This window comes from Streptomyces sp. NRRL S-646, assembly GCF_000720765.1.
In the GTDB taxonomy this organism is placed as follows: Bacteria; Actinomycetota; Actinomycetes; order Streptomycetales; family Streptomycetaceae; genus Streptomyces.
This window is the reverse complement of the sequence record NZ_JODC01000022.1, coordinates 22,479-44,397: the sequence shown is the minus strand read 5'-3', so window position 1 is coordinate 44,397 and position 21,919 is coordinate 22,479. Positions and strand designations below refer to the sequence as shown.

The 21,919-nt window shown below is 72.9% G+C and carries 16 protein-coding genes; 10 read left to right on the top strand and 6 right to left on the bottom strand.

The annotated features are described in order from the left end of the window. Positions 1-201: 201 nt before the first annotated feature. The 4 genes from IH68_RS0141415 to IH68_RS0141400 all read left to right on the top strand — a co-directional run bounded on the left by IH68_RS0141415 (position 202) and on the right by IH68_RS0141400 (position 4,951). Complete coding sequence (locus IH68_RS0141415) at positions 202-1,620, top strand: hypothetical protein (protein WP_030946688.1); 1,419 nt, start codon at positions 202-204, stop codon at positions 1,618-1,620. A gap of 186 nt (positions 1,621-1,806) precedes the next feature. After that, positions 1,807-2,952, top strand: coding sequence for a glycosyltransferase family 4 protein (locus IH68_RS0141410; RefSeq protein ID WP_030946684.1), 1,146 nt, complete (start codon positions 1,807-1,809; stop codon positions 2,950-2,952). Next, complete coding sequence (locus IH68_RS0141405; RefSeq protein WP_030946681.1) at positions 2,949-4,106, top strand: glycosyltransferase; 1,158 nt, start codon at positions 2,949-2,951, stop codon at positions 4,104-4,106. The genes IH68_RS0141410 and IH68_RS0141405 overlap by 4 nt, the downstream gene beginning before the upstream one ends. Beyond that, on the top strand, positions 4,103-4,951 hold the full coding sequence (locus IH68_RS0141400; RefSeq protein WP_030946678.1) for an SGNH/GDSL hydrolase family protein: 849 nt from the start codon (positions 4,103-4,105) through the stop codon (positions 4,949-4,951). The genes IH68_RS0141405 and IH68_RS0141400 overlap by 4 nt, the downstream gene beginning before the upstream one ends. A 66-nt stretch (positions 4,952-5,017) precedes the next feature. Here the strand turns inward: IH68_RS0141400 and IH68_RS0141395 are convergent, their stop codons facing one another. Genes IH68_RS0141395 through IH68_RS0141375 form a run of 5 tightly spaced genes read right to left on the bottom strand, consistent with a single transcriptional unit; the run spans position 5,018 to position 9,398 of the window. Beyond that, complete coding sequence (locus IH68_RS0141395) at positions 5,018-5,896, bottom strand: biotin-dependent carboxyltransferase family protein (RefSeq protein ID WP_030946675.1); 879 nt, start codon at positions 5,894-5,896, stop codon at positions 5,018-5,020. After that, a complete protein-coding gene (locus tag IH68_RS0141390; RefSeq protein WP_030946673.1) occupies positions 5,893-6,510 on the bottom strand; it encodes a 5-oxoprolinase subunit B family protein in 618 nt (205 codons plus the stop codon). Before IH68_RS0141390 ends, IH68_RS0141395 begins: the two co-directional genes overlap by 4 nt. After that, positions 6,507-7,265 (bottom strand): LamB/YcsF family protein, encoded by a 759-nt coding sequence (locus IH68_RS0141385; protein ID WP_030946671.1) that lies wholly within the window; start codon positions 7,263-7,265, stop codon positions 6,507-6,509. Before IH68_RS0141385 ends, IH68_RS0141390 begins: the two co-directional genes overlap by 4 nt. 19 nt (positions 7,266-7,284) lie before the next feature. Further along, the gene (locus IH68_RS0141380) at positions 7,285-8,106 is read right to left on the bottom strand and encodes a putative hydro-lyase (RefSeq protein WP_030946667.1); all 822 of its coding nucleotides are present in this window, start codon (positions 8,104-8,106) and stop codon (positions 7,285-7,287) included. Beyond that, complete coding sequence (locus tag IH68_RS0141375) at positions 8,103-9,398, bottom strand: MFS transporter (RefSeq protein ID WP_030946664.1); 1,296 nt, start codon at positions 9,396-9,398, stop codon at positions 8,103-8,105. The genes IH68_RS0141380 and IH68_RS0141375 overlap by 4 nt, the downstream gene beginning before the upstream one ends. A gap of 175 nt (positions 9,399-9,573) precedes the next feature. Here IH68_RS0141375 and IH68_RS0141370 point away from each other — a divergent pair, with 175 nt between their 5' ends. The 4 genes from IH68_RS0141370 to IH68_RS0141355 all read left to right on the top strand — a co-directional run bounded on the left by IH68_RS0141370 (position 9,574) and on the right by IH68_RS0141355 (position 17,557). Then, a complete protein-coding gene (locus tag IH68_RS0141370) occupies positions 9,574-10,275 on the top strand; it encodes a GntR family transcriptional regulator (RefSeq protein WP_030946661.1) in 702 nt (233 codons plus the stop codon). Positions 10,276-10,433: 158 nt separating this feature from the next. Further along, positions 10,434-11,960 (top strand): hypothetical protein, encoded by a 1,527-nt coding sequence (locus IH68_RS0141365; protein WP_030946658.1) that lies wholly within the window; start codon positions 10,434-10,436, stop codon positions 11,958-11,960. Positions 11,961-11,991: 31 nt separating this feature from the next. Then, complete coding sequence (locus IH68_RS0141360; RefSeq protein WP_030946654.1) at positions 11,992-12,882, top strand: hypothetical protein; 891 nt, start codon at positions 11,992-11,994, stop codon at positions 12,880-12,882. A gap of 37 nt (positions 12,883-12,919) precedes the next feature. Next, positions 12,920-17,557 (top strand): hypothetical protein, encoded by a 4,638-nt coding sequence (locus IH68_RS0141355; RefSeq protein WP_030946651.1) that lies wholly within the window; start codon positions 12,920-12,922, stop codon positions 17,555-17,557. A 31-nt stretch (positions 17,558-17,588) separates the two neighbouring features. Here IH68_RS0141355 and IH68_RS0141350 read toward each other — a convergent pair whose 3' ends face one another. After that, on the bottom strand, positions 17,589-18,131 hold the full coding sequence (locus IH68_RS0141350; RefSeq protein WP_030946649.1) for a hypothetical protein: 543 nt from the start codon (positions 18,129-18,131) through the stop codon (positions 17,589-17,591). Positions 18,132-18,548: 417 nt separating this feature from the next. Here IH68_RS0141350 and IH68_RS0141345 point away from each other — a divergent pair, with 417 nt between their 5' ends. Both IH68_RS0141345 and IH68_RS0141340 read left to right on the top strand, forming a co-directional pair. Beyond that, positions 18,549-21,482 (top strand): nitrate- and nitrite sensing domain-containing protein, encoded by a 2,934-nt coding sequence (locus IH68_RS0141345; RefSeq protein ID WP_030946647.1) that lies wholly within the window; start codon positions 18,549-18,551, stop codon positions 21,480-21,482. Next, the gene (locus IH68_RS0141340) at positions 21,479-21,916 is read left to right on the top strand and encodes a roadblock/LC7 domain-containing protein (RefSeq protein WP_030946644.1); all 438 of its coding nucleotides are present in this window, start codon (positions 21,479-21,481) and stop codon (positions 21,914-21,916) included. Before IH68_RS0141345 ends, IH68_RS0141340 begins: the two co-directional genes overlap by 4 nt. Positions 21,917-21,919 lie beyond the last annotated feature (3 nt).

The following is a 21,919-nucleotide window of genomic DNA, read 5'->3' as shown; positions in this document are numbered from 1 at the left end:
GTCGTGATTCACGGACGCGATGGCTGGGCAGACGTTGCCGCACCGCGCGGGCCGTGATGCGGTCCGCGAGGGCCACTGACGAGAGGCAGAGGAAGATGGTCTACAGCAAGCAAGAGACGGCGGGCGCCCCGACGTTGTGTCACGCGGCCAGGTAATGCGTGTTCCCCGGTTGCGTCGACGCTTGATGTGAGGCTGTTTCCCATGTTCGATCCGGTCATAGCGCCCAGCGGTACGCTGCTCGGCCTGCTCCAGCGGGGCCGCGGCGACGGCACACTGCACGCGCTCACCGCCCCGCGCGCCGAGGCGCTCGCGGCGCTGAACCACTGTGTGCTGCGCGACCCCCGCCACGACTGGCAGGTGGAGAACCGCTCCCTCTACTACGCCCGTCTCTACCTCGACCTGAACGGCGAGCTGGACGAGATCGAGGCGCACCTCTTCGACGTCGAGGACGTCTTCGACACCGAGGAGTCCCGCACGGGACTGGCCCTGGCCGTCCTCGGCCACCTCGCCTCGTACGGCAGGCGGGACGCGCTCGCACTGCTGCGCAGGTACGCCGCCTCCGGCTCCAACTGGGCCTGGGCCCTCGACGAACTGGCGCTGCGCGACGACGACGCCGGCCTGCGGGCCCTCGCCGCTCCCGTGCTGGCCCGCTTCGCCACCGACGCCGAGGGCGAGGCCGAACTGGCCGCCGTCGTGCGTGACGCCTTCGAGCCCCGGCCGTGGCGGCTGTGGGCGGAGGATCCGCGCGAATCGATCGCCACGCGTGTGCGTGCCGCTCAGGAGACCGGCTGCTTCGACCGCTGGCAGCGGCAGATGCGACCATCCGGGCCCCGTCCGGGGTGGAGCGTGCAGGCCGTGTTCGAGTGGGCCCAACAGGGCGTCGAACGGGGCGCCGCGCTGCACGTCCCCGCAGCCCGCTGTCTCACCGCCGTCGCCGGCCCCGAGGACCGGCCCGAGATCGTGGCCGCCGCCAAGGACGGCACCGACGGAGCCCGCTGCACCGCGCTGCGCTACCTCGCCGACAGCAATGATCCCGACGCCCTCGACCTGATCGAGGGTGCCGTACTCACCGGCTCACCGGCCGTCGTGGAAGCCGCCGTCGACGCCTTCGAACGGATGCGCAGTGTCGCCGCCGTCGACCGGGCCCGCGGCTGGGCCCACCGGCCCGACCCCCTGGGCGCCGCCGCCGGCCGTATGCTCGCCTGCCACGGAGGAATCGAGGACAAGGACCTCGTCCTCGGTGCCTTGCGCGAAGCCGTACGGGGCGAGGGGCCGGACGCCCCGACCCTGTGGACGCTCGTCGACGGCGCCGGTCGGCTCGGCATCGGCTGCGCCGCGCCCGTACTGCGCCATATCTATCGCGAAACCGCCTCCTCCCATCTCCGCGGCCGGGCCGCCCGGGCCCTGGCCGCCACCGATCCCTCCTTCCCGGCAGGCTTCGCCGTCGAGTGCCTCTGGGACTGCGAGGAGACCACCCGCGAAATCGCCGCCCGGCACGCCGAGACCGGCGACGCACGGGTCGTCGAACAGCTCCGCCGGCTCGCCGCCGATCCGGCCGAGGAAGCCGAAGTGCAGACCGCCGTACGAAGTCGGATCGCACCCGACGGACCCGCCGTTTGAGCCAGCCACGCACGCGTACACAGGGCTCCGGCACGGCCCCAGGATGAACAATGGGTGACCCGCGGGTCAGGTGGTCATGGACACGGCCTGACCTGCTCGGGTGTGCGAAGGAACGCTCACGGGACGTTCATCGTTCGCAAAGATCCACGTTGTCGCGACCACGTCCAGCACGGCGAGAACACCGGTATGCGTGTCGTCATCGTGACCGAATCCTTTCCCCCCGACGTGAACGGCGTGGCCCACTGCGCGCTCCAGACCGCCCGGCACCTCGTAGATCGCGGTCACTCTCCGCTCGTTGTCGCCCCGGCCAGCACCGCCCTCGTCGGGCGTGCCGGTACAGGGCCTGACGCCCAGGCGCCGTGCCCCGTCGTCCGCGTCCCCTCCCTCCCGCTCCCGGGCTATCCCCAGGTCCGTGTCGCCCTGCCCAGCCGCCGCCTCGCCGCGGCCGTCATCGAGCACCGGGCCGACATCGTCCACCTGGCCAGCCCCTTCGTCCTCGGCGTCCGCGGCATGGCGGTCGCCGCCCGTCTCGGCGTCCCTGCCGTGGCCGTCTACCAGACGGACCTGGCCGGATACGCCCGCACCTACATGGGCGCCGGTGAGGCCGCGGCCTGGCGGCGCATCCGTTCCGTCCACTCCGCCGCCGACCTCACCCTCGCCCCCTCCAGCGCCTCGATGCACGACCTGGAGACCCACGACGTGCCGCGGGTCAAGCTCTGGCAGCGCGGCGTGGACACCGTCCGTTTCCGCCCGCACCTGCGCGACGAGGCACTGCGCCGCGAACTCGCCCCGAACGGCGAGCTGATCGTCGGCTACGTCGGCCGACTCGCGCCCGAGAAGCACATCGAGCTCCTGGCCGGCGTGTGCGGCCTCGACGGAGTGAAGGTCGTGATCGTGGGCGACGGCCCGAGCCAGCCGAGCCTCGCCGAGGCACTGCCGGGCGCGGTCTTCCTCGGCCGCCGCACCGGCGACGAACTCGCCCGGATCTACGCCTCGCTGGACGTCTTCGCGCACACCGGTCCCTTCGAGACCTTCTGCCAGACCGTGCAGGAGGCCATGGCGAGCGGCGTCCCCGTCGTGGCGCCCGCCGCCGGCGGCCCCCTCGACCTGGTCGCCCACGGGCGCACCGGGCTGCTGGTGCCACCCCATGACGCGGACGCCGTACGGGATGCCGTGCTGTCCCTGGCCGCAGACCCGGAGCAGCGGGTCACCTTCGGCGCCACCGCACGCGCCACCGTCGAGGGACGCACCTGGGCCGCCGTGGGCGATCAGCTGATCGGGCACTACGCGGACGTGCTCGCCGCGCGACAGAAGACGGCGGTGGCGGCATGACCTCAATGCGGATCGTGCGACTCGCCAACTTCGTGGCCCCCTCCTCCGGAGGTCTGCGCACCGCCCTGCGTGAACTGGGCAAGGGCTTCAAGGCCGCAGGACACGAGCCCGTGCTCATCGTCCCCGGCGAACGCGCCGACGACCGCGACACCGAGCAGGGGCGTGTCATCACCCTGCCCGGGCCGCTGCTGCCCGGTACGGGCGGGTATCGCGTACTCACCGACAAGCGGCGCGTGGCCCGCCTCCTGGAGGAGCTGGCGCCCGACCGCCTGGAGGTCTCCGACCGTACGACCCTCAGGTGGACCGGCAAGTGGGCGCGGCGCGCCCGCGTGCCCGCCGTGATGGTCTCCCACGAGACCGCCGACGGCGTCCTGCGCACCTGGGGGCTGCCGGAGGGGGCGGCCCGCCGCGCCGCCGACGCCCTCAACGTGCGTACGGCGCACACGTACGCGCGCGTGGTGTGCACCACCGAGTTCGCCGAGCGGGAGTTCGTGCGGATCGGCGCTCGCAATGTCGTACGCGCCCCGCTGGGAGTCGACCTGGTCGAGCGGCATCCCGCGCTGCGCGACCCGGGGCTGCGTGCCCGCTTCGCGCGCGTGGACGAGTCGCTGCTCGTGACGTGCACCCGGCTGTCCGTGGAGAAGCGGCCCGGCACGGCGCTGGACGCCCTCGAGGCGCTGCTGCGGCGGGGCCGGCGGGCGGTGCTGGTGGTGGCCGGGGACGGTCCGCTGCGGCCGCGGCTCGAACAGCGGGCGCGGGAGCGCGGGCTGCCGGTCACCTTCCTCGGGCATGTCTCCGACCGCGGCGCGCTCGGCGCCCTCCAGGCCTCCGCCGACGTGTGCCTGGCGCCCGGGCCCGCCGAGACCTTCGGGCTCGCCGCGCTGGAGGCGATGGCCTGCGGCACGCCCGTGGTGGTGAGCACGTCGTCCGCGCTGCCCGAGGTGATCGGATCCGCCGGAGCCGTCGCCGCGGACCGCGGGGAGGCCTTCGCTGACGCCGTCGACATGCTGCTCGAACTCCCCGAGCGGGAGCGGCGCGAGAGCGCACGCGCGCGTGCGGAGTGCTTCGGGTGGAACACGGCGGTGGATGCGTTTCTCGCCGCGCACGACGCGCCGGTACCGGTGCGTCCTTTTGCGCCCGGAGGCGTGGCATGAGACCGGTGCGATTCGTCGCCCTCGGGGACTCGCTGACGGAGGGCGTGGGCGATCCCGTCGCCGACGGGTGGCGCGGCTGGGCCGCGCTGCTCGCCGGCGGGCTTGCCGAGGAGCACGTGGAGTTCACCAACCTCGCCGTCAGCGGCGCCCAGACCCGGGAGGTGCTGGAGCAGCAGACACCGGCCGGGCTCGCCCTGCAGCCCGACGTGGTGTCCGTGGTCATCGGCGTCAACGACACCCTGCGCTGCACCTTCGACATCCACGCCGTGGCCGAACGGCTCGACAAGGTGTACGCCGCCTTCACCGAGCAGGGGGCGACCCTGCTCACGGCCTGTCTGCCCGACCCCGGCTCGATGCTCGGTCTGCCCGGTTCGCTGGCCCGTCCGCTGGCCCGGCGGCAACGGGCGGTCAACCGAGTGGTCCACGCGCTCTCGGACCGCTACGGGGCCGTCCATCTGCACGCGGCCGAGGCGGCCTGGATCACGGACCGCGCGATGTGGAGCGCCGATAAGCTGCACCCGGGTGAGCGGGGGCACCGGCAGCTGGCCGTGCGCTTCCACTCGCTGCTGGCGGAAGCGGACCGTGCGGCGGGTCCTGCGCCTTCGCCCGAGCCGGAGTTCCCCGTGCCCACCAGGTCGGCGAGCCTGTTGTGGCTGGCCACGGCGGGCACGGCGTGGGTGGCACGGCGGTGCACCGACCTGCTGCCGCAGCTGCTGCGGCTCGCCGCCGACGAGATGCGGCACCGGGTGCGCGGGACCAGTGCGCGGCTGGATCTGCGGGCCGCGGCTGCGGTGTCGGCTGCGCTGGCTGCGGTGTCGGTGGTGGAGCAGCCGGATGCGGCGTAGTGCTGTGCGAGGGGGCCGGTGAGTTTCTGCGGGTCCGTTGTGGCTGGTCGCGCAGTTCCCGCGCCCCTAACGGCGTTGGTGTCTGCGTATCGTCACGAAGCGGACCGGTGTTCCCGGCGCCGCCTGGGCTACGGCTGGGAGGTCCGGTGGGTGGACGACCGCGATCACCGGGTAGCCCCCGGTGGTCGGGTGGTCGGCCAGGAAGACGACCGGTCCGCCGTCGGGTGGGACCTGGACCGCGCCCAGCACCATGCCCTCGCTGGGGAGTTCGCCCGGCAGGGCTCGCTCCAGGGTGGGGCCTTCCGTGCGCAGGCCGATGCGGTTGCTGGCGGGGGAGACCCGGTACGTGCGGGACGTGAAGGTGTGCAGTGCCTCCCGCGTGAACCAGTCGTCGCGCGGTCCCAGCGTCACCCGTAGGACGAGTTCCGTCGGAGGCGCGGGTTGCGGGGCGACGTCCACGCGCGCGTGGACGTGCTGCGGCGCCCCCAGGGGCAGCACCGTACCGTCCGCGAGTGGTGCCGGACCGAGGCCGGACAGGAGGTCCGTGGAGCGACTGCCGAGCACAGGGTCGACGGCGATGCCCCCCGAGACGCCGACGTAGGAGCGCACTCCGCAGCTGACGGTTCCGATGTCCAGGAGGGCGCCCGCGGGCACCCTCACCGGAGCTCCCCAGGCGACCGGCCGTCCGTCCACCGCGACCGGGCAGGGAGCCCCCCCGACCGCGATCGTGAGCGTCGAACGCGGCCGTACGGCACACCCGTTGACCGTGGTCTCCAGAACGGCCGCCTCGGGCGGGTTGCCGATCAGCCGGTTGACGAGCGCCGCCGCGTGGCCGTCGAGCGCACCGGAGTGGGGCACGCCGAGGTGTGCATGCCCGGGGCGTCCCCGGTCCTGCACGGTGGTCAGCGCTCCGGCTCGTACGACGACGAGTGCTCGGTCCGTCATGCGGGCCCCACCGGGACGAAGCGCACGCGCGTGCCGGGCGACAGCAGCGCGGCCGGCACGCGCGCGTGGTCCCACAGCACGGTGTCCGTGCGCCCGATCAGCTGCCAGCCGCCGGGCGACGAGCGCGGGTACACGCCCGTGTACGGGCCCGCCAGTGCCACCGAACCTGCGGGGACGGCCGTGCGCGGGGTGGCCCGGCGCGGGACGTCGTACAGCGGCGGCAGGCCGGTGAGATAACCGAAGCCCGGGGCGAACCCGCAGAAGGCGACGCTGAACTCGGTGGCCGCGTGGATACGGGGCACTTCCTGCTCGCCGACGCCCCAGTGGGCGGCGACGTCGGCCAGGTCGGGGCCGTCGTAGCGCACCGGGATGTCAACGACAGCCTGTTCGCGACGGGGAGCGGGGGGCACCTCGGAGGCGGTCAGTTCGGAAGCCAGACGGACCGGGTCGTCGAGGCCGTCGAGCAGGACGGTGCGGGCAGCGGGGACGATCTCGCGCACCGTGAGCAGGCCCTCCGTGCGGCGCCGCAGCAGCTCCGCGTGCAGGGCCCGCGCCTCGTCCCCGGAGCACACCTCCACGAGCAGGGCGCTGTCCCCGACAGGCAGCGCCCTCATGCGAAGGCCTCCACCCGGACTCCCGACTCCTGCAGGCGTTGTCGGACGCGCCGGGCCAGTTCGACGGCGCCCGGTGTGTCCCCGTGCAGGCACAGCGAACGCGCGCGTACGTCGATGCGCGCACCGGAGTGCGAGGTGACCGTGCCGAAGCGGGCCAGGCCCACCGAGCGCTCCACCACGGCCTCCGGGTCGGTGACCAGGGCGCCGTCGTGGCCGCGCGGCACGAGTGTGCCCTCCGGGGTGTACGCCCGGTCCGCGAAGGCCTCCGGGACGGCCGGGAGGCCCGCCTTGCCGGCGAGCTCCAGCAGGCGCGAGCCGGGCAGGCCGAGCACGGGCAGCGAGGCGTCGGCGAGCCGTACGCCGTCCACGACCGCGCCGGCCTGCTCCTCGTCGTGCACCACGCGGTTGTAGAGCGCCCCGTGCGGCTTCACATACGACACGCGCGTGCCCGCCGCTCGCGCAAAGACCTCCAGGGCGCCGATCTGGTAGGCCACTTCGGCCGCGAGCTCCGCGGGCGGCACGTCCATCGCGCGCCGCCCGAACCCCGCCAGATCCCGGTAGGAGACCTGGGCGCCGATCCGGACGCCGCGCTCGGCCGCCAGCTCGCACACCCGCCGCATGGTGGCCGCGTCCCCGGCGTGGAAGCCACAGGCCACGTTGGCGCTGGTGACGACGGACAGCAGTTGTTCGTCGTCGGTCAGCTGCCAGCGGCCGAAGCCCTCGCCGAGGTCGGCGTTGAGATCGATCGAGGTCATGGGTCCTTCGTGTTTTCTCTCAGGCCACGCGGTACTGCTCGTCGCGGGCGTCGGTCAGGAACATCTGGCCGGGTGCGTGGGTGATGGCGAAGGGAGGGAGCGAGGCCATCACGGCCGCCTGAGGAGTCACTCCGCAGGCCCAGAACACCGGGATGTCGTCCGGTTCGAGGTCCACCGGGTCGCCGAAGTCGGGGCGGCCGAGATCCTCGATGCCCAGCCCCGAGGGAGTGCCGCAGTGCACGGGGCTTCCGTGCACCGCCGGGAGCAGACTGCTCTCCCGGATCGCCGCCGCCAGGTGCTGCGGCGGCACCGGCCGCATGGACACCACCAGCGGGCCGTGCAGCCGCCCCGCCGGACGGCACTGACGGCTCGTCACATACATCGGGACGTTGCGGCCCTGCTCGATGTGGCGGATCGGCACGCCCGCCTCGGCCAGCGCCCACTCGAAAGTGAAGCTGCAGCCGATCAGGAACGACACCAGGTCCTCGCACCAGTGCGCGCGGACGTCCGTCGGCTCGTCCACCAACTCGCCGTCCTGCCACACCCGGTAGCGCGGCAGGTCGGTGCGCAGGTCCGCGCCGTCCGCCAGGATCGTCGTGACGGAGCCGGCGTCCGTGACGTCGAGGACCGGACAGGGCTTGGGGTTGCGCTGGCAGAACAGCAGCATGTCGTACGCCCAGTCGGCGGGCACCGAGATCAGGTTGACCTGGGTGTGGCCGGCCGCCACCCCCGCGGTGGGTCCGCTGAGTCCCTCCCGGAAGCGGGCCCGGGCGGTTTTCGGGCTCCACGCGTGCGCGTGCTCGTCGACGACGGTCAGGGGGCGGTCTTCCGTGCGGTTCACGCGAGCTCCTTCCCACGGGTCTCCGGCAGCCCCAGCAGCGCCAGCGCCGCGAGACCGTAGCCGATCGCGCCGAACACCAGCGCGCCGCCCACACCCCAGCTGTCGGCCAGGAAGCCGACGGTCGTGGGGAAGACGGCGCCCACGGCGCGCCCGGTGTTGTACGTGAAGCCCTGTCCCGTGCCCCGTACCGCCGTCGGGTACAGCTCGCTCAGGTAGGAGCCGAAACCGCTGAAGATCGCCGACATGCAGAACCCGAGCGGGAAACCGAGCACCAGGAGCAGGGTGTTGGCGCCGTGCGGGATGTTCGCGTACGCCAGGATGCAGACCGCCGACAGCAGGGCGAACAGCCAGATGTTGCGCTTGCGGCCCAGCCGGTCGGTGAGGTGGCCGCCGGTCAGATAGCCCAGGAAGGCGCCGGAGATCAAGAACGTCAGGTAGCCGCCGGTACCGACGACCGACAGGCCGCGGTCGGTCTTCAGGTATGTCGGTACCCAGGTGGCGAGCGTGTAGTAGCCGCCCTGGACGCCCGTGGACAGGAGTCCGGCGAAGACTGTCGTGCGCAGCAGGCCGGGTTTGAAGATCGCGGTGAACGAGCCCTTCTGTGTGCTCTGTTCGCGTACGGCCGCCGCTTCCGGGGCGTCGTGCACCCGGCGCCGCATCCAGATGACCAGCAGCGCGGGCAGCGCGCCGGTCCAGAACATGATGCGCCAGGCCAGATCGTCGCCGGCGAACGAGAAGACCAGGGTGTACACGATCGCGGCCAGAGCCCAGCCCACGGCCCACGAACTCTGGACCGCGCCGAGGGTGCGGCCCCGGTGCCTGGCGCTCGCGTACTCGGCGACGAGGATCGCGCCGACCGCCCACTCACCGCCGAAACCGAGGCCCTGCAGAGCGCGGAAGACCAGCAGCGTCTCGTAGTTGGGCGCGAAGCCGCAGGCCACCGTGAAGACCGCGTAGGTGATCACCGTGATCATCAGTGCCCTGACCCGGCCGACCCGGTCCGCCACTACCCCCGCGACGGCGCCGCCGACCGCGGAGACCACGAGGGTGACCGTCGTGAACAGCCCCGTCTGACCGCTGTCCAGGCCGAAGTACGCGGCCAGCGCGACCATGCTCAGGGGCAGCGTGAAGTAGTCGTACGAGTCCAGGGCATAGCCGCCGAAGGCGCCGGCGAAGGCGCGGCGGCCACGCGGGCCGAGGGCGCGCAGCCAGCCCAACGCGCCGTCGTCGAGGGCGTTTTCATCGGTTCCGGGCCGTTTGGTCAGGGCCTGGGATGGAGGGGTCGTGCTCATGGGCACCTCGCAGTGGGAGGACGGAGGGTGCTTCAGAAGTGAGCCGTGCCGTGCGGGAGGAGCGGTCGGCGCCCGGGGTGAACGACGGCGCCGTGCGTAGCAAGGTAGAGGATCGTTGAACGATCCTTCAATACCCACGTTGTTTCGTTCTTGTATCTGCGATTGAATTCCGGGCATGGCAGAGCAGCTGACAGGACTGGCCGACGACCGGGCTCTCCTGGGGCGCACCAGCACCGCCGAGCGCGTCTCGGACATCCTCAGGGGCCGCATCGCCGAGGGGTTCTTCCCGCCCGGCACCCGGCTGTCGGAAGACAGCATCGGGGGTGCGCTCGGAGTCTCCCGCAACACGCTGCGCGAGGCGTTCCGGCTGCTCACCCACGAACGTCTGCTCGTGCACGAGCTGAACCGGGGCGTCTTCGTCCGGGTCCTGACCGTCGAGGACGTCGAGGACATCTACCGCACCCGCCGCCTCGTGGAGTGCGCCGTCGTCCGCGGCCTCGGCGATCCGCCGTACGGCCTGGACGCGCTCGCCGAGGTCGTCGAGGACGGGCAGCGGGCGGCGCGCGAAGGTGACTGGAAAGGCGTGGGTACGGCAAACATCCACTTCCATCGTGAGCTGGTGGCCCTCGCCGGCAGCGCCCGCACCGACGAGCTGATGCGCAGCGTCTTCGCCGAACTGCGCCTGGCCTTCCACGTCGTGGACGACCCCAAGGCCCTGCACGAGCCGTATCTGGCCCGCAACCAGCAGATCCTCCAGGCCTTGGAGGCGGGGAACCGGGCCGAGGCGGAGAAACTGCTCGCGGTCTACCTGGAGGATTCACTGGAGCGCGTGGTCGAGGTGTACCGACGAAGGGTCGGCGAGGACAGCGGCCTCTAGGGGTGGGGGGCTGCATCGATGTGTGGCTCCGCGGGCGCGGGCGCGACCAGCCACAGACGGCCCGCACATGAATCACAACCGGTGGTCGCCCGCCCGGCCGCCGGAGGCAATCCATGCCGTTTGGGTCGATGTCAGACCGAGGACCTAGTCTGTGCACCGTGACTTCGCCTGCATCGACGGACAGCGTTCCGCCCCAGCTCAGCGCGGGGCCGCGCCCCGCGCCGGGCCCGGCCGCCGACGAGGGGCTGGCGCGGCGCCTGCGCGCGCTCGCCTGCACCGCGCCGCTGCACGACCTCGACGCACGCAAGGCCAACCTCGCGGGTGAGTACTCGGTCTACGGCATGGCGGAGGTGGCCCTCGCGGCCATCGACCTGGTCACCCTGAACATGGACTTCGACACGGGCGCCGACCACGACCAGATAGTCGCCCGGCTCATCCCGCGCATCGCCGCCCAGGCCCCGCAGCGGCCGGTCGCCGAGCACGAGCGCGTGGCCCGCTGGGTCCTGGAGAACCTGATCAACGTCGGCAGCGTCGACCGCGGCTTCCGGGCCGTCTACGGCACGTTCACGACCGACGGCAGCTATGTCCGCCGTGACTACGACTTCAAACTGATCGAGGAGGTGCCGGGCCCCGGCGGCACCGTCTACCTCCGTACCACGGACGAGGCGGTCAACGTCCTGGTCGGCGCCCTGGACACGGACGTCACCAGCGCGCAGATCGCCGCCGAGGTCAAGCTGGAGGTCCTGATCAACCGGGGCCGCCTCGCCGACGCCCAGCTCGCCGCCGAGCAGGCCCGCTACCGGACGGTGCAGTACTCGGAAACCCTGCGCAGAGCCCTGGACGCAACCCGGCGCAACGTCCGGGCGGTGGACTGGCTCAACTCCGTGCCCGACATGATCGCCGAGGCGCTGGACCACGTCGCCGACCGCTACCGGCACGAGAACGCGATCCTCACCAACATCCGCAAGGCCCGGGACGAGACCGAGGACGCCGAGCACAAGCGGCGCGCCGCCGAACTCGTCGACATCGTCAAGGACTGCATCCGCAGGCACACACAGCTGCAGTCCCGCCTCCTGGAGGCCGGGCCGCTGTTCCGCGCCGAGCAGGACCGGCAGGCGTTCGCGACGCCCATGACGTCGTCCGGAATCGACCTGTACGGGCACCTGGTCGCTCCCGTGCTGCCCTTGCCGCTGGAACAGGCGGTGCAGGTCACGGATGCCTTCTTCGCCCGGGGCACCGGACTGCGCACGCCGGTGTCCGTACGGGTGGGTGACCTCGTCGACATACTGCTGACGCCGCCGGTGGAGCGGGAGCACCTGGGCGCGGAGATGCCCGAGCCGGATCTGATCGCGACGCCGGACGACAGCCGGTTCAGCGAGGAGCAGCTGGCGGCGGCGACCGAGCTGCTGGACCTGCCCGCCGATGCGCCGCGCCGGTTGTCGGGATTGCTGGCGCAGGCCCGGAGGCAGGATCCCGATCTGCCGTACCTGGTGGCCCTGTTGGCGGTGCACGCGGCCAGTCCGGCCGTCGGCACGGCATACCGCCAGGGCGAGGAGAAGCTGCTGTTCGCCGTGGACGACGGGACGGAGTTGGACGACCCGGAGTTCGGCGGAGCCGATCTCATCGTCGGCACGGCCCTGCTGGACGCGGCCGGCATGGCGGCGGACCGGACGGAAGCAGCATGAGTGAGCAGGAACGCGACAAGGAGCCCGAGCAGTGAGTGAGCACGTCGAGTGGAGTGAAACGGAGGCCCCGGCTCCGTCGGCGACCGCCGCCGTCACCCCCGCCGACGCCGCCGACGCGGCGCGGCTCGTCGCGTTCGGGCTGCAGCCCAAGCTGCAGCCCGCACGGGACCAGGAGTACGCCGAGCTGCTGCGCCGCTACCGCGAGGACTCTCCGTTCGCGCGGCTCGCGGACGCCGTGGCCGCCGGGCTCGGGCTGGTGGTGCTGGAGGTGTCCCCGCGCGCGGGGATGGCCGTGACGGCGGCCGAGGACTCGGTGTTCGCCGTCCGCATGGGCGACTACGCGCGTCGTACGTCCGCCGACGGCGGCGACCGCTTCCTGCACGGACTGGCCCATCTCGCCATCGCCGCCATGGCGTTCCCGCGCCCCGAGGACCTCGCCGACGACGGATACATCGGGCGCGTGACGGTCAACGGTGTCGACGCGTTCGTACGGCAGGCCTGCCGCCGGCTGGAGGAGCGTGCCGAGGAAAACGGCGACAACACCGACCCGGCCACCGACGCGCCCGGCCTTGAGGCCGCGTGGCGGATCTGGGCGAGACGCAGCGCGGCCGGTGCCACCAAGGACGCGCGCAGGCTTGCCGGTTCGACCACCGGCATCGTCGGCAAGGCGGCCGCGTTCCTCACCGACTCCGGATTCCTGCAGCGCACCGGCGACGACAACGGCGGCACGTACCGGACGACTTCCCGCTATCAGCTCCAGGTGCGCGACATGGCGGGCAGCGCCGCGATGGCCGAGCTGCTGGAGCTGGGCGTGGTCCCGGTGACCGACGGCACCCCGACGCTGCTGCCGCCCGAGAACACCGACGACCTGGAACTGGCGGCCGACGCCGGTCTGCCCTTCCACGCGCCGTCGCACCCCTGAACTTTCCCGACCTGCCGAAGACTTACGAGAGTCCGCCATGTACGAGCTGTCCCGGGTCCGCCTCTACTCCATCGGTCCCGCCGGTGCGCGCTACGCCGACACCGTGCTTGACCTGCGGGGCGTGGGCGAGCCCGTGCCCGACCCCGCGCCCACCCAGGCGGAGTTCTTCGAGGAGGAGCCCGTCGGCCCGCCGCGCCGCCCGGCGCCCGCCGGTGTGCTCTTCCTGGAGAACGGCGGCGGCAAGTCGGTGCTGCTGAAGCTGATCTTCTCGGTGATGCTGCCGGGTCACCGCAACACCCTCGGCGGCGCCAGCTCCGGCGTGCTGCGCAAGTTCCTGCTCGCCGACGACTGCGGACACGTCGCACTGGAGTGGCAGCACACGCTGACCGGCGAGTGCGTCGTGGTCGGCAAGGTCAGCGAGTGGCGCGGACGGCAAGTCTCCAACGACCCACGGAAGTTCGCCGAGGCCTGGTACTCCTTCCGGCCCGGCCCCGGGCTGTCCCTGGACAACCTGCCCGTCGCCGAGGCCACCGCCGTACGGCCGGTCGTCGAGGGGCAGTCGGGCGCGCAGGGCCGCCGGCGCACCATGAAGGGCTTCCGGGATGCCCTCACCGAGGCGGGCAAGGCGTATCCGCATCTGGAGGTGCACTGGGAGGAGATCCACGACCGGTGGATCGAACACCTCGGCGACCTCGGCCTCGACCCCGAACTCTTCCGCTACCAGCGGGAGATGAACGCCGACGAGGGAGAGGCGGCCGGCCTCTTCGCGGTCAAGAAGGACTCCGACTTCACCGACCTGCTGCTGCGCGCCGTGACCGACACCCGGGACACCGACGGGCTCGCCGACCTGGTCAGCGGCTTCGGCAACAAGCTGGGCCGCCGGGCCGAGCTGATCGCCGAACGGGATTTCACCGCCGGTTCGGTGGACCTGCTCGGACGGATCGTCGAGGCCGCCGAGGCCCGTGCACGCGCGCGTGACATCCACGCCGGCGCCGAGCGCCGTACCCGCACGCTGGCCCGTCGGCTGTCGGCCCGAGGTGTGCAGGAGCGGGTCCGGGCCGCCGACCTCGCCCAACGCGTCACCGCCGCCGCGTACGCCGTCACGCACTGCGAGGCGGCCCGCGAGCGCAGTGCACTGATCGCCGCCGAACTGGCCTACCGGAACGCCTCCTTGGCGCTCGCCGCCGCCGAGAAGTCCGCCGCCGGACAGAAGCGCGAGCTCGCCGAGGCGCGCACCCTGCACTCCGCCTGGCAGGCCGCCGAGGCCGTGCTGCGCCACCGCGCCGCCGCCGACCGCGTCGCGCGCGTGGCCGCCGCCATCCAGGAGGCCGAGCGGGACGCGGCCCCCGCGCTCGCCGCCCGCGCCAAGGCCGCCGTGGATCTCGTACGGGCCCTGCACACGGCCGCGGAGAGCGCCGAGAGCCTCGCCAACGAGGAGGAGGAGCGGTCCGCCGCGCTGCAGGAGGCCGGCGAGGCCGCCTACCGGGACTCGACCGCCGCCGCCACAGAGGCGCAGCGAGCCCGCAGCGAGATCGGGCACCTGCGGCAGCGCCTCACCGAGGTCGAGCAGGAGACCGCCGAGGCGGTGCGCGCGGGATGGCTCGACGACAGCGCGCCCGACGCCGACCCGGCCCGCGCCGCTCTCGCGGCAAGCGACGCCGAGAAAACGGCCGTGGCCGCCTGGGACACCGCGCGTGAGGCCTCGCACAAGGCGACGGAGCACGCGCGCGAGGCGGCCTCCGCCGAATCCCGCGCCGAGCTGACGGCCGCCCGCGCGGCGGACGCGGCGACGGCGACGCGGCGGTCGTACGAGGCCGAGCGCCGCATCGCGGAGTCACTGGCGGCCGAGGAGCGACTGGCGGAGCTGCTGAACCTGTCCGGCAAGGACGCCCGGGCCTCGCTCCCGGACGCCCGGCCGTCGGTCCCGCACCCCCGCCACGAAACGGGCGGCGAAGAAGCCGCCCTCACTCCCGAGGAGCTCGACCGCTTCGCCGACGAACTGCGCGAGCTGCTCGACGACTTCGTGTCCTCCGCCGAGCGGCAGCTCTTCGAGCTGCGGACCGCCGCGGCCGACGATGCGCGGATCCTCGGCGCGCTCGGTGACGGCGGGCTGCTGCCGCCCGGGCCGGACGTGCTGGCCACCGTGGAGTTCCTGGGCGAGCACGGCATCCCGGCGCTGCCCGGCTGGCGCTATCTCGCCCAGGCCGTGGACCCCGCCGACCACGCGCGCGTGCTGGCGGCGCGTCCGGAGCTGGTCGACGGCGTGATCATCACAGATCCCGACACACATGCCCGCGCCCGCGAGGCCCTCAGCGAAGCGGCGTTGCTGCCGCGGTCCGCCGTGGCCGTCGGTACGGCTGCCGCCCTGCTCGCCCCCACCCCGGCCGCCGACTCGGGTGACAGCAACGTTTTCCTCGTACCGCCGAACCCCGCCATGCACGACGAACATGCCGCGGACGAGGAGCGGCAGGCCCTGCGCGCGCGGGCGACCGAGCGGGACGAGGAGATCAGGACGCTCGCCGCGCGCCTGGGCAAGGACCGCGAGCTGGCGGCGCGGCTCGCCTCCTGGCGTACCGGCTGCCCGGCGGGTCGGCTGGTCGAGCTGGCCCGGGCCGCGCATGACGCGCGGGTGTTCGCCGAGGAAGCCGAGGCCGAGCTGACCGAGGCGCGTTCGGTGCGGGCCGAGGCCGACGAGGTCGCCGCCGAGGCCGCGCGGCTGCGGGACGAGAGGCAGGAAGCGGCGCAGAAGGCCCGGCGTGCGGCCGACGCCCTCGCCGGGCTCGCCTTCCGGCTGCGCGAGCGGGCAGGGTGGCAGGTCAAACTGCGCGAACTGGCCGACGACGGCGTCGAGTCGGAGGCCCGTGCCCAGGCCTGCCTGGAGCGCGCCCGCGCCGCCGACGAGGACCGCCGCGGCGCCCAGCGCGCCGCCGACGACGCCCGCCGCACGGCACGGGCACTACGCGCCGAGCGCGCGGAGATCGCGGGCGCCCCCGACGACGTACCCGAGGACGACGGCGCGGCCCCGAAGTCGTCGCTGCCCGCACTCCGCGAGGCCTACCGCGCCGCCTCCCAGGTCTACGAGAAGGTCGGGGTCGGTGCCGATCTGCGCGCAGAACAGGCCCGCGCGGAGAGCGACGAGAGCGCGGCCCGCGCCGAGCTGGACCGCCTCAGCAACAAGGTCCGTACACGCGCGGAGCATCTGCTGCAGTCGCCGGGCGGGTCCGACGGGCCGTCCCGGCAGGCAGCTGCCGCCCGGGCCGAGGAGCTGGTGCAGCTCCTGGAGACCCGGATGTCGACCGCGAGCGAGCAACTCGGGCGGCTGCGCGGCGAGGCCGAGCGGCATGCGCCCGAGGACGGCGAGGCGCACACCGAGCTGCCCGGGGAACTCGAACCCCGCGACGCCGAGCACGCACAGGCGCTGCTGCGCACCGCGACGGCCGAACTCGCCTCCCGCACCGAGGCGTTGAGCCGGGCCCGCGAGGCACACGCCGAGCTCCTCGACGCCCACCGCGCCGCAGAGGACGCGGCCGGCGGCTTCGACGAGATCGCCGCGATGCTCCGAGACCTGCTGCGCGAGCATGCCCTGGACGAGGAGCAGGAGGAGCCGGATCCGTACCCGGGCAGCCTGGAGGAGGCCCGGCAGTCCGCCGCCGAGGCCCGCCGTTCGCTACGGGGCTGCGCCGCCGACCTGTCGGCCGCCGAGGCCGCCGTACGCGAGGCGAGTGACGTGCTCGTGCGGCACGCCAACTCCACCCGCTACGAGCAGGTCCGCACTCCGGCGCGGCAGCAGATCCGCGAGCTGCCCGCCTCCGCGCTGCCCGAGCACGCCCAGAAGTGGGCGGACGCGTTCGCGCCCCGACTGCGCGTCCTCACCGACGAGTTGGCGCAGCTGGAGCGGAACCGGGACTCGATCGTGGACCGGTTGCGCGGGCTCGTGGAGTCGGCACTGGCGACGCTGCGGTCCGCCCAGCGGCTGTCCCGGCTGCCGGAGGGACTGGGCGAGTGGTCCGGGCAGGAGTTCCTGCGCATCCGCTTCGAGGAGCCGGACCAGGCCACGCTCACCGAGCGGCTCGGCGAGGTCATCGACGAGGCCACCCGGGCGGCCGTGAAGAAGAACTCCGACCTGCGACGCGACGGCATGTCCCTGCTGCTGCGGGGTGTGGGCGCGGCACTCCAGCCCAAGGGCGTCGCCGTCGAGATCCTCAAGCCGGACGCCGTGCTGCGCGCCGAGCGGGTGCCCGTCGGACAGATGGGCGACGTGTTCTCCGGCGGTCAGCTGCTCACCGCGGCCATCGCCCTGTACTGCACGATGGCCGCGCTGCGCTCGAACGACCGGGGCCGCGACAAACACCGGCACGCGGGCACACTGTTCCTGGACAACCCCATCGGCCGTGCCAACGCGACCTATCTGCTGGAGCTGCAGCGGGCCGTCTCGGACGCGCTGGGTGTCCAACTCCTCTACACCACCGGTCTGTTCGACACGACGGCGTTGGCGGAGTTCCCGCTGGTGATCCGGCTGCGGAACGATGCCGACCTCCGCGCCGGCCTCAAGTACATCAGCGTGGAGGAACACCTCCGCCCCGGACTGCCGCAGCAGTCCCAGGCGGAGGAGGCGGGGCACAGCGAGATCACCGCGACGCGGATGTTCAAACGCCCAGCACCTGCCAACCCCTAGGGGCGAGCAAACGGCTCACAACTCTGCTCGGTCAGGGGTGCGACAACTGCCCTGCGCCGCCGCGCCGCCGTATCCGCGCCTGGGCCCGCTCCGCAGCCCGCGCCTGCCGCCGAGCCTTTCGCCGCTCGCGCCGCAGGGCGCGGGCGGTGCTGCTCGGGACCGACACCACGCCGTTGCGCTGGTTCCACACCTGACGGGTCACCCAGACGTCCAGCGCAGCCCAAGTCGCCGCCACGGTGCTCGCCACGCTGCTGAGGACCATGGGGAACGCCAGCCATGATCCGGCCAGAGTGCACAGGAACGCGACCATCGCCTGGATCAGCGTCACGGCGATGATCAGCACCGCCCGCACCGCGGCCGTACGCACCGGGTCGGGCATTCTGCGCCGCCGCGCGGGCTCCTCGATCCACAAGGGCCGGTAGTACGCCTGCTCTTCAGCCGTGGCGCGCGCAGCGGGGCCGGGCCCGCCCCTGCGCGCCGGAATGTCGTGATCCAGTGCCTCGGGGCTCCGCCGCACCGTCAGGTGCGCTGCATCGCCCGCCGTGGGCGCCTCGTGCCGCTCCGCCGTGCCCATCAACGTGTCACTCCCCACCGCCAGCAGACCCCCGTCCGTGTCCGAACGCACGGCTCCCCAGTGGCTGCCCGGCTTGCGCTGTTTTACGCCGCCCGGTTGCGGGATGCGGCTCGTGTGGCCGATTCCGCCCCCATTTCCCGAAGAGGAAGACGAACAAAGCGTCCCGAAGATTCCCAAGAAACGAAAAATTCTGGCCAACTGACCGGCCATGCCGATCGGTTCCGCACGGGCGGTCGCTGCGCGAATGCGGGCGGCAATCTCCCGCAATGCCCGGACAACTCCCCATCTCACCGAGCCAGTGCGGAAGTTCAGCCTCCGGACGGGTCTTCGAGTTAACTGTGCGTCGGTAGTAGGCTCGCGCCGTTTGTTGACGCACATGTGTACCCCCGTCCGGAGGGGGTCGAGCTGGGGGAGGCCATGCGCTTTCGCGGGAAGTCGATCCGCCGGAAGATCGTGGCGCTGCTTCTCGTGCCGCTGGTGTCCCTCACCGCGATCTGGGGATTCGCCACGGTACTCACGGGACGGGCGGTCACTCAGCTGTTCCAGGTGTCCACGGCCGTCAAGGACATGGGCTATCCCATCGAGGACACCGTCCGCGTCCTCCAGCAGGAACGCCGCCAGACCCTCGTCTATCTCGCCGATCCGCGGGCTTCGGACGCGCTCGCCGCACTCCGCAGCACCCGCCGCGCCTCCGACGAGGCCATCGCCAAGGTCCGCAAGAACGCGAAGGACCCCGACGTCCGCGACGGACTGAACGCGGGAGACGACGAACGCCTCACCGCCGTCCTGGACGCCTTCAACGGTGTCGACTCCCTGCGCAGCAGCGCTGAACAGGGCACGGTGACCCGCGCCGAGGCCCTCCACCTCTACAACCGCCTTGTGGACCCCTGCTACGCCTTCCTGGCCGCGCTCGACGCGGTCGACAGCGTGGAGATGGACCGGGAGACCCGCGCCCTCGTCAACATCACCCGCGCCCGCGAACTCCTCTCCCGGGAGGACGCCCTGCTCGGCTCCTCCCTGGTGGTCGGCACGCTCACCCGCGAGGAGGTCCGCGAGGTCTCCGACCTGGTCGCGCAGCGCACCCAGTTGTACGACATCAGCCTGCCGGTGCTGCCGTCGGCTGAGCGTGAGCGCTACGACCGGTTCTGGAAGAACGCCGCCTCCGCCCCGCTCCGCTCGGCCGAGCAGTCCGTCATCGACTCCGGCGCCGGTACGCCCCGTTCGGTCAGTGCCAAGAGCTGGGACGCCGATGCGGACAGCGTCCTCACCGAACTCGCCGGCCTCGACGACCAGGCCGGCGACCGCCTGCAGGACCGGGTGCAACCGGTCGCGATGAACGTCATCGTCAAGGCAGCCGTCGCCGGCGTGCTGGGCCTGGTCGCCGTGCTGCTCTCGCTCGTGGTCTCGGCGCGCATCGGCCGCACTCTCATCCGGGACCTGCGCCAACTGCGCCTGGAGGCCCACGAGGCGTCCGGCGTGCGGCTGCCCAGTGTCATGCGGCGCCTGTCCGCGGGCGAACAGGTCGACGTGGAGACCGAGGTCCCCCGGCTGGAGTACGACAAGAACGAGATCGGCGAGGTCGGCCAGGCCCTCAACACCCTGCAGCGTGCCGCCGTCGAAGCCGCCGTGAAACAGGCCGAACTGCGCGCCGGGGTCTCCGAAGTGTTCGTCAACCTCGCCCGCCGCAGCCAGGTCCTGCTGCACAAGCAGCTCACCCTGCTCGACACCATGGAGCGCCGGACCGAGGACACCGACGAACTCGCCGACCTGTTCCGCCTCGACCACCTGACCACCCGAATGCGACGGCACGCCGAGGGCCTCGTGATCCTCTCCGGCGCCGCCCCTTCCCGGCAGTGGCGCAAGCCCGTCCAGCTCATGGACGTCGTCCGGGCCGCCGTCGCCGAGGTCGAGGACTACGAACGCATCGAGGTCCGCCGCCTGCCACGGATCGCCGTCACCGGCCCGGCCGTCGCCGACCTGACCCATCTCGTGGCGGAACTCCTCGAGAACGCCACGGTGTTCTCTCCACCGCACACGGCCGTCCAGGTCCTGGGCGAGCGGGTCGCCAACGGCTTCACCCTGGAGATCCACGACCGTGGCCTCGGCATGGCGGCCGACGCCCTCCTGGACGCGAACCTCCGGCTCGCCGAGACACCGGAGTTCGAGCTGTCCGACACCGACCGGCTCGGACTGTTCGTGGTCAGCCGGCTCGCCCAGCGGCAGAACGTCCGAGTCTCCCTGCAGCCGTCCCCGTACGGCGGCACCACCGCGGTCCTGTTCGTCCCCGACGCGCTGCTGACGGACGACGTCCCGGACACCAACGGCATCGGCTTCCGCCTCGACCGGCCCCACCACTCGAAGGAGGCCGAGCTGGAGGAGCGGCAGGGGAACGCGCTCTCCCGGACGCCGGCGCAGCTTCCCGGTCTGCCAGCCGGGCTCCTGGACGGCCCGGTCGAACTGGAGGCACCGGTCGACCTCGACGCCATCGAGGAGTTCCCCGGCGCGCTCGACGACGAGGACAGCGAACGCGGCGGCCTCTTCCGCCCGCGCCGCTCCATCGCGCTCGCGCAGGACGAGACCACCGGCGGCAGCGGCGGTCAGCTCCACGGCGAGCCCGACCTTCGCGAACCGGCCCGCGACAACGCCGACGACGACGACATGGGCGCGCCCGTCCCGCTGCCCCGCCGCCACACACCCAAGCTGGTCAGCTCGCACGGACGCCCGGTCACCGAGCAGCGGTCGTGGCGAGAGGACTCCGCCGACGAGCCGCCGACGGGTTCGCGACGATCCGAGCCGGAAGCCGTCGCACCACTGCCGTCCCGTCGCCGGGCCGAGGAGCCGCCGACCGGGCGGAGCCCGGGCCACTCCGACCAGGAATCGGCGCCCCCGCTGCCGACCCGCAGACGCGGCGCCTCCCCGCTGCGCCCGGGCACCGGCGGGGCCGACCGGCCTGCTGAGCGCGCCCCATCCGCGCCCCCCGAAACAGGAGGCCGCGGCGGGAGCTCGCAGCCCCCCGCCCTCCCCATGCGCAGCCGCCCCACCGCGATCGCACCCGGCGGCCAGGACACCGCCGTCCCGCGCACCGGCACCCCACTGCAGGAGACAGGCCCCGGCGCGGGCCCGCTGCCCCGGCGCGTACGGCAGGCCAACCTGGCTCCGCAGCTGAAGCAGAGTGCCCAGCGGCGCACGGAGGACGGCCCGGAGCTCGCGGAGCGGGACGCCGACGAGGTACGCAGCCGTATGGCCTCGCTCCAGCGCGGCTGGCAGCGCGGCCGTGACGAGAACGCCGCGGGCGACGACGCCCACAGCGGCACAGCACCACAACGAACGACAAAGGGGGACGGTCGATGACCGCACCGAAGGCGAGCGGCCACACCGACACCGGCAGGTCCGGGGAGCTCAACTGGCTCCTGGACGACCTGGTGGACCGCGTGGCGAGCATCCGCAAAGCCCTCGTGCTCTCCGGAGACGGCCTGCCGACGGGCGTGTCCAAGGACCTGACCCGGGAGGACAGCGAGCACCTGGCCGCCGTCGCCTCCGGATTCCACAGCCTGGCCAAGGGTGTGGGCCGGCACTTCGAGGCCGGCAACGTCCGGCAGACCGTCGTCGAGCTGGACGACGCCTTTCTCTTCGTGACGGCCGCCGGCGACGGCAGCTGCCTGGCCGTCCTCTCGGACGCCGACTCGGACGTCGGCCAGGTCGCCTATGAGATGACGCTCCTCGTCAAGCGGGTCGGTGTGCATCTGGGGGCCGCTCCGCGCACCGATCTGCCCGCAGGCGGGTAGTGG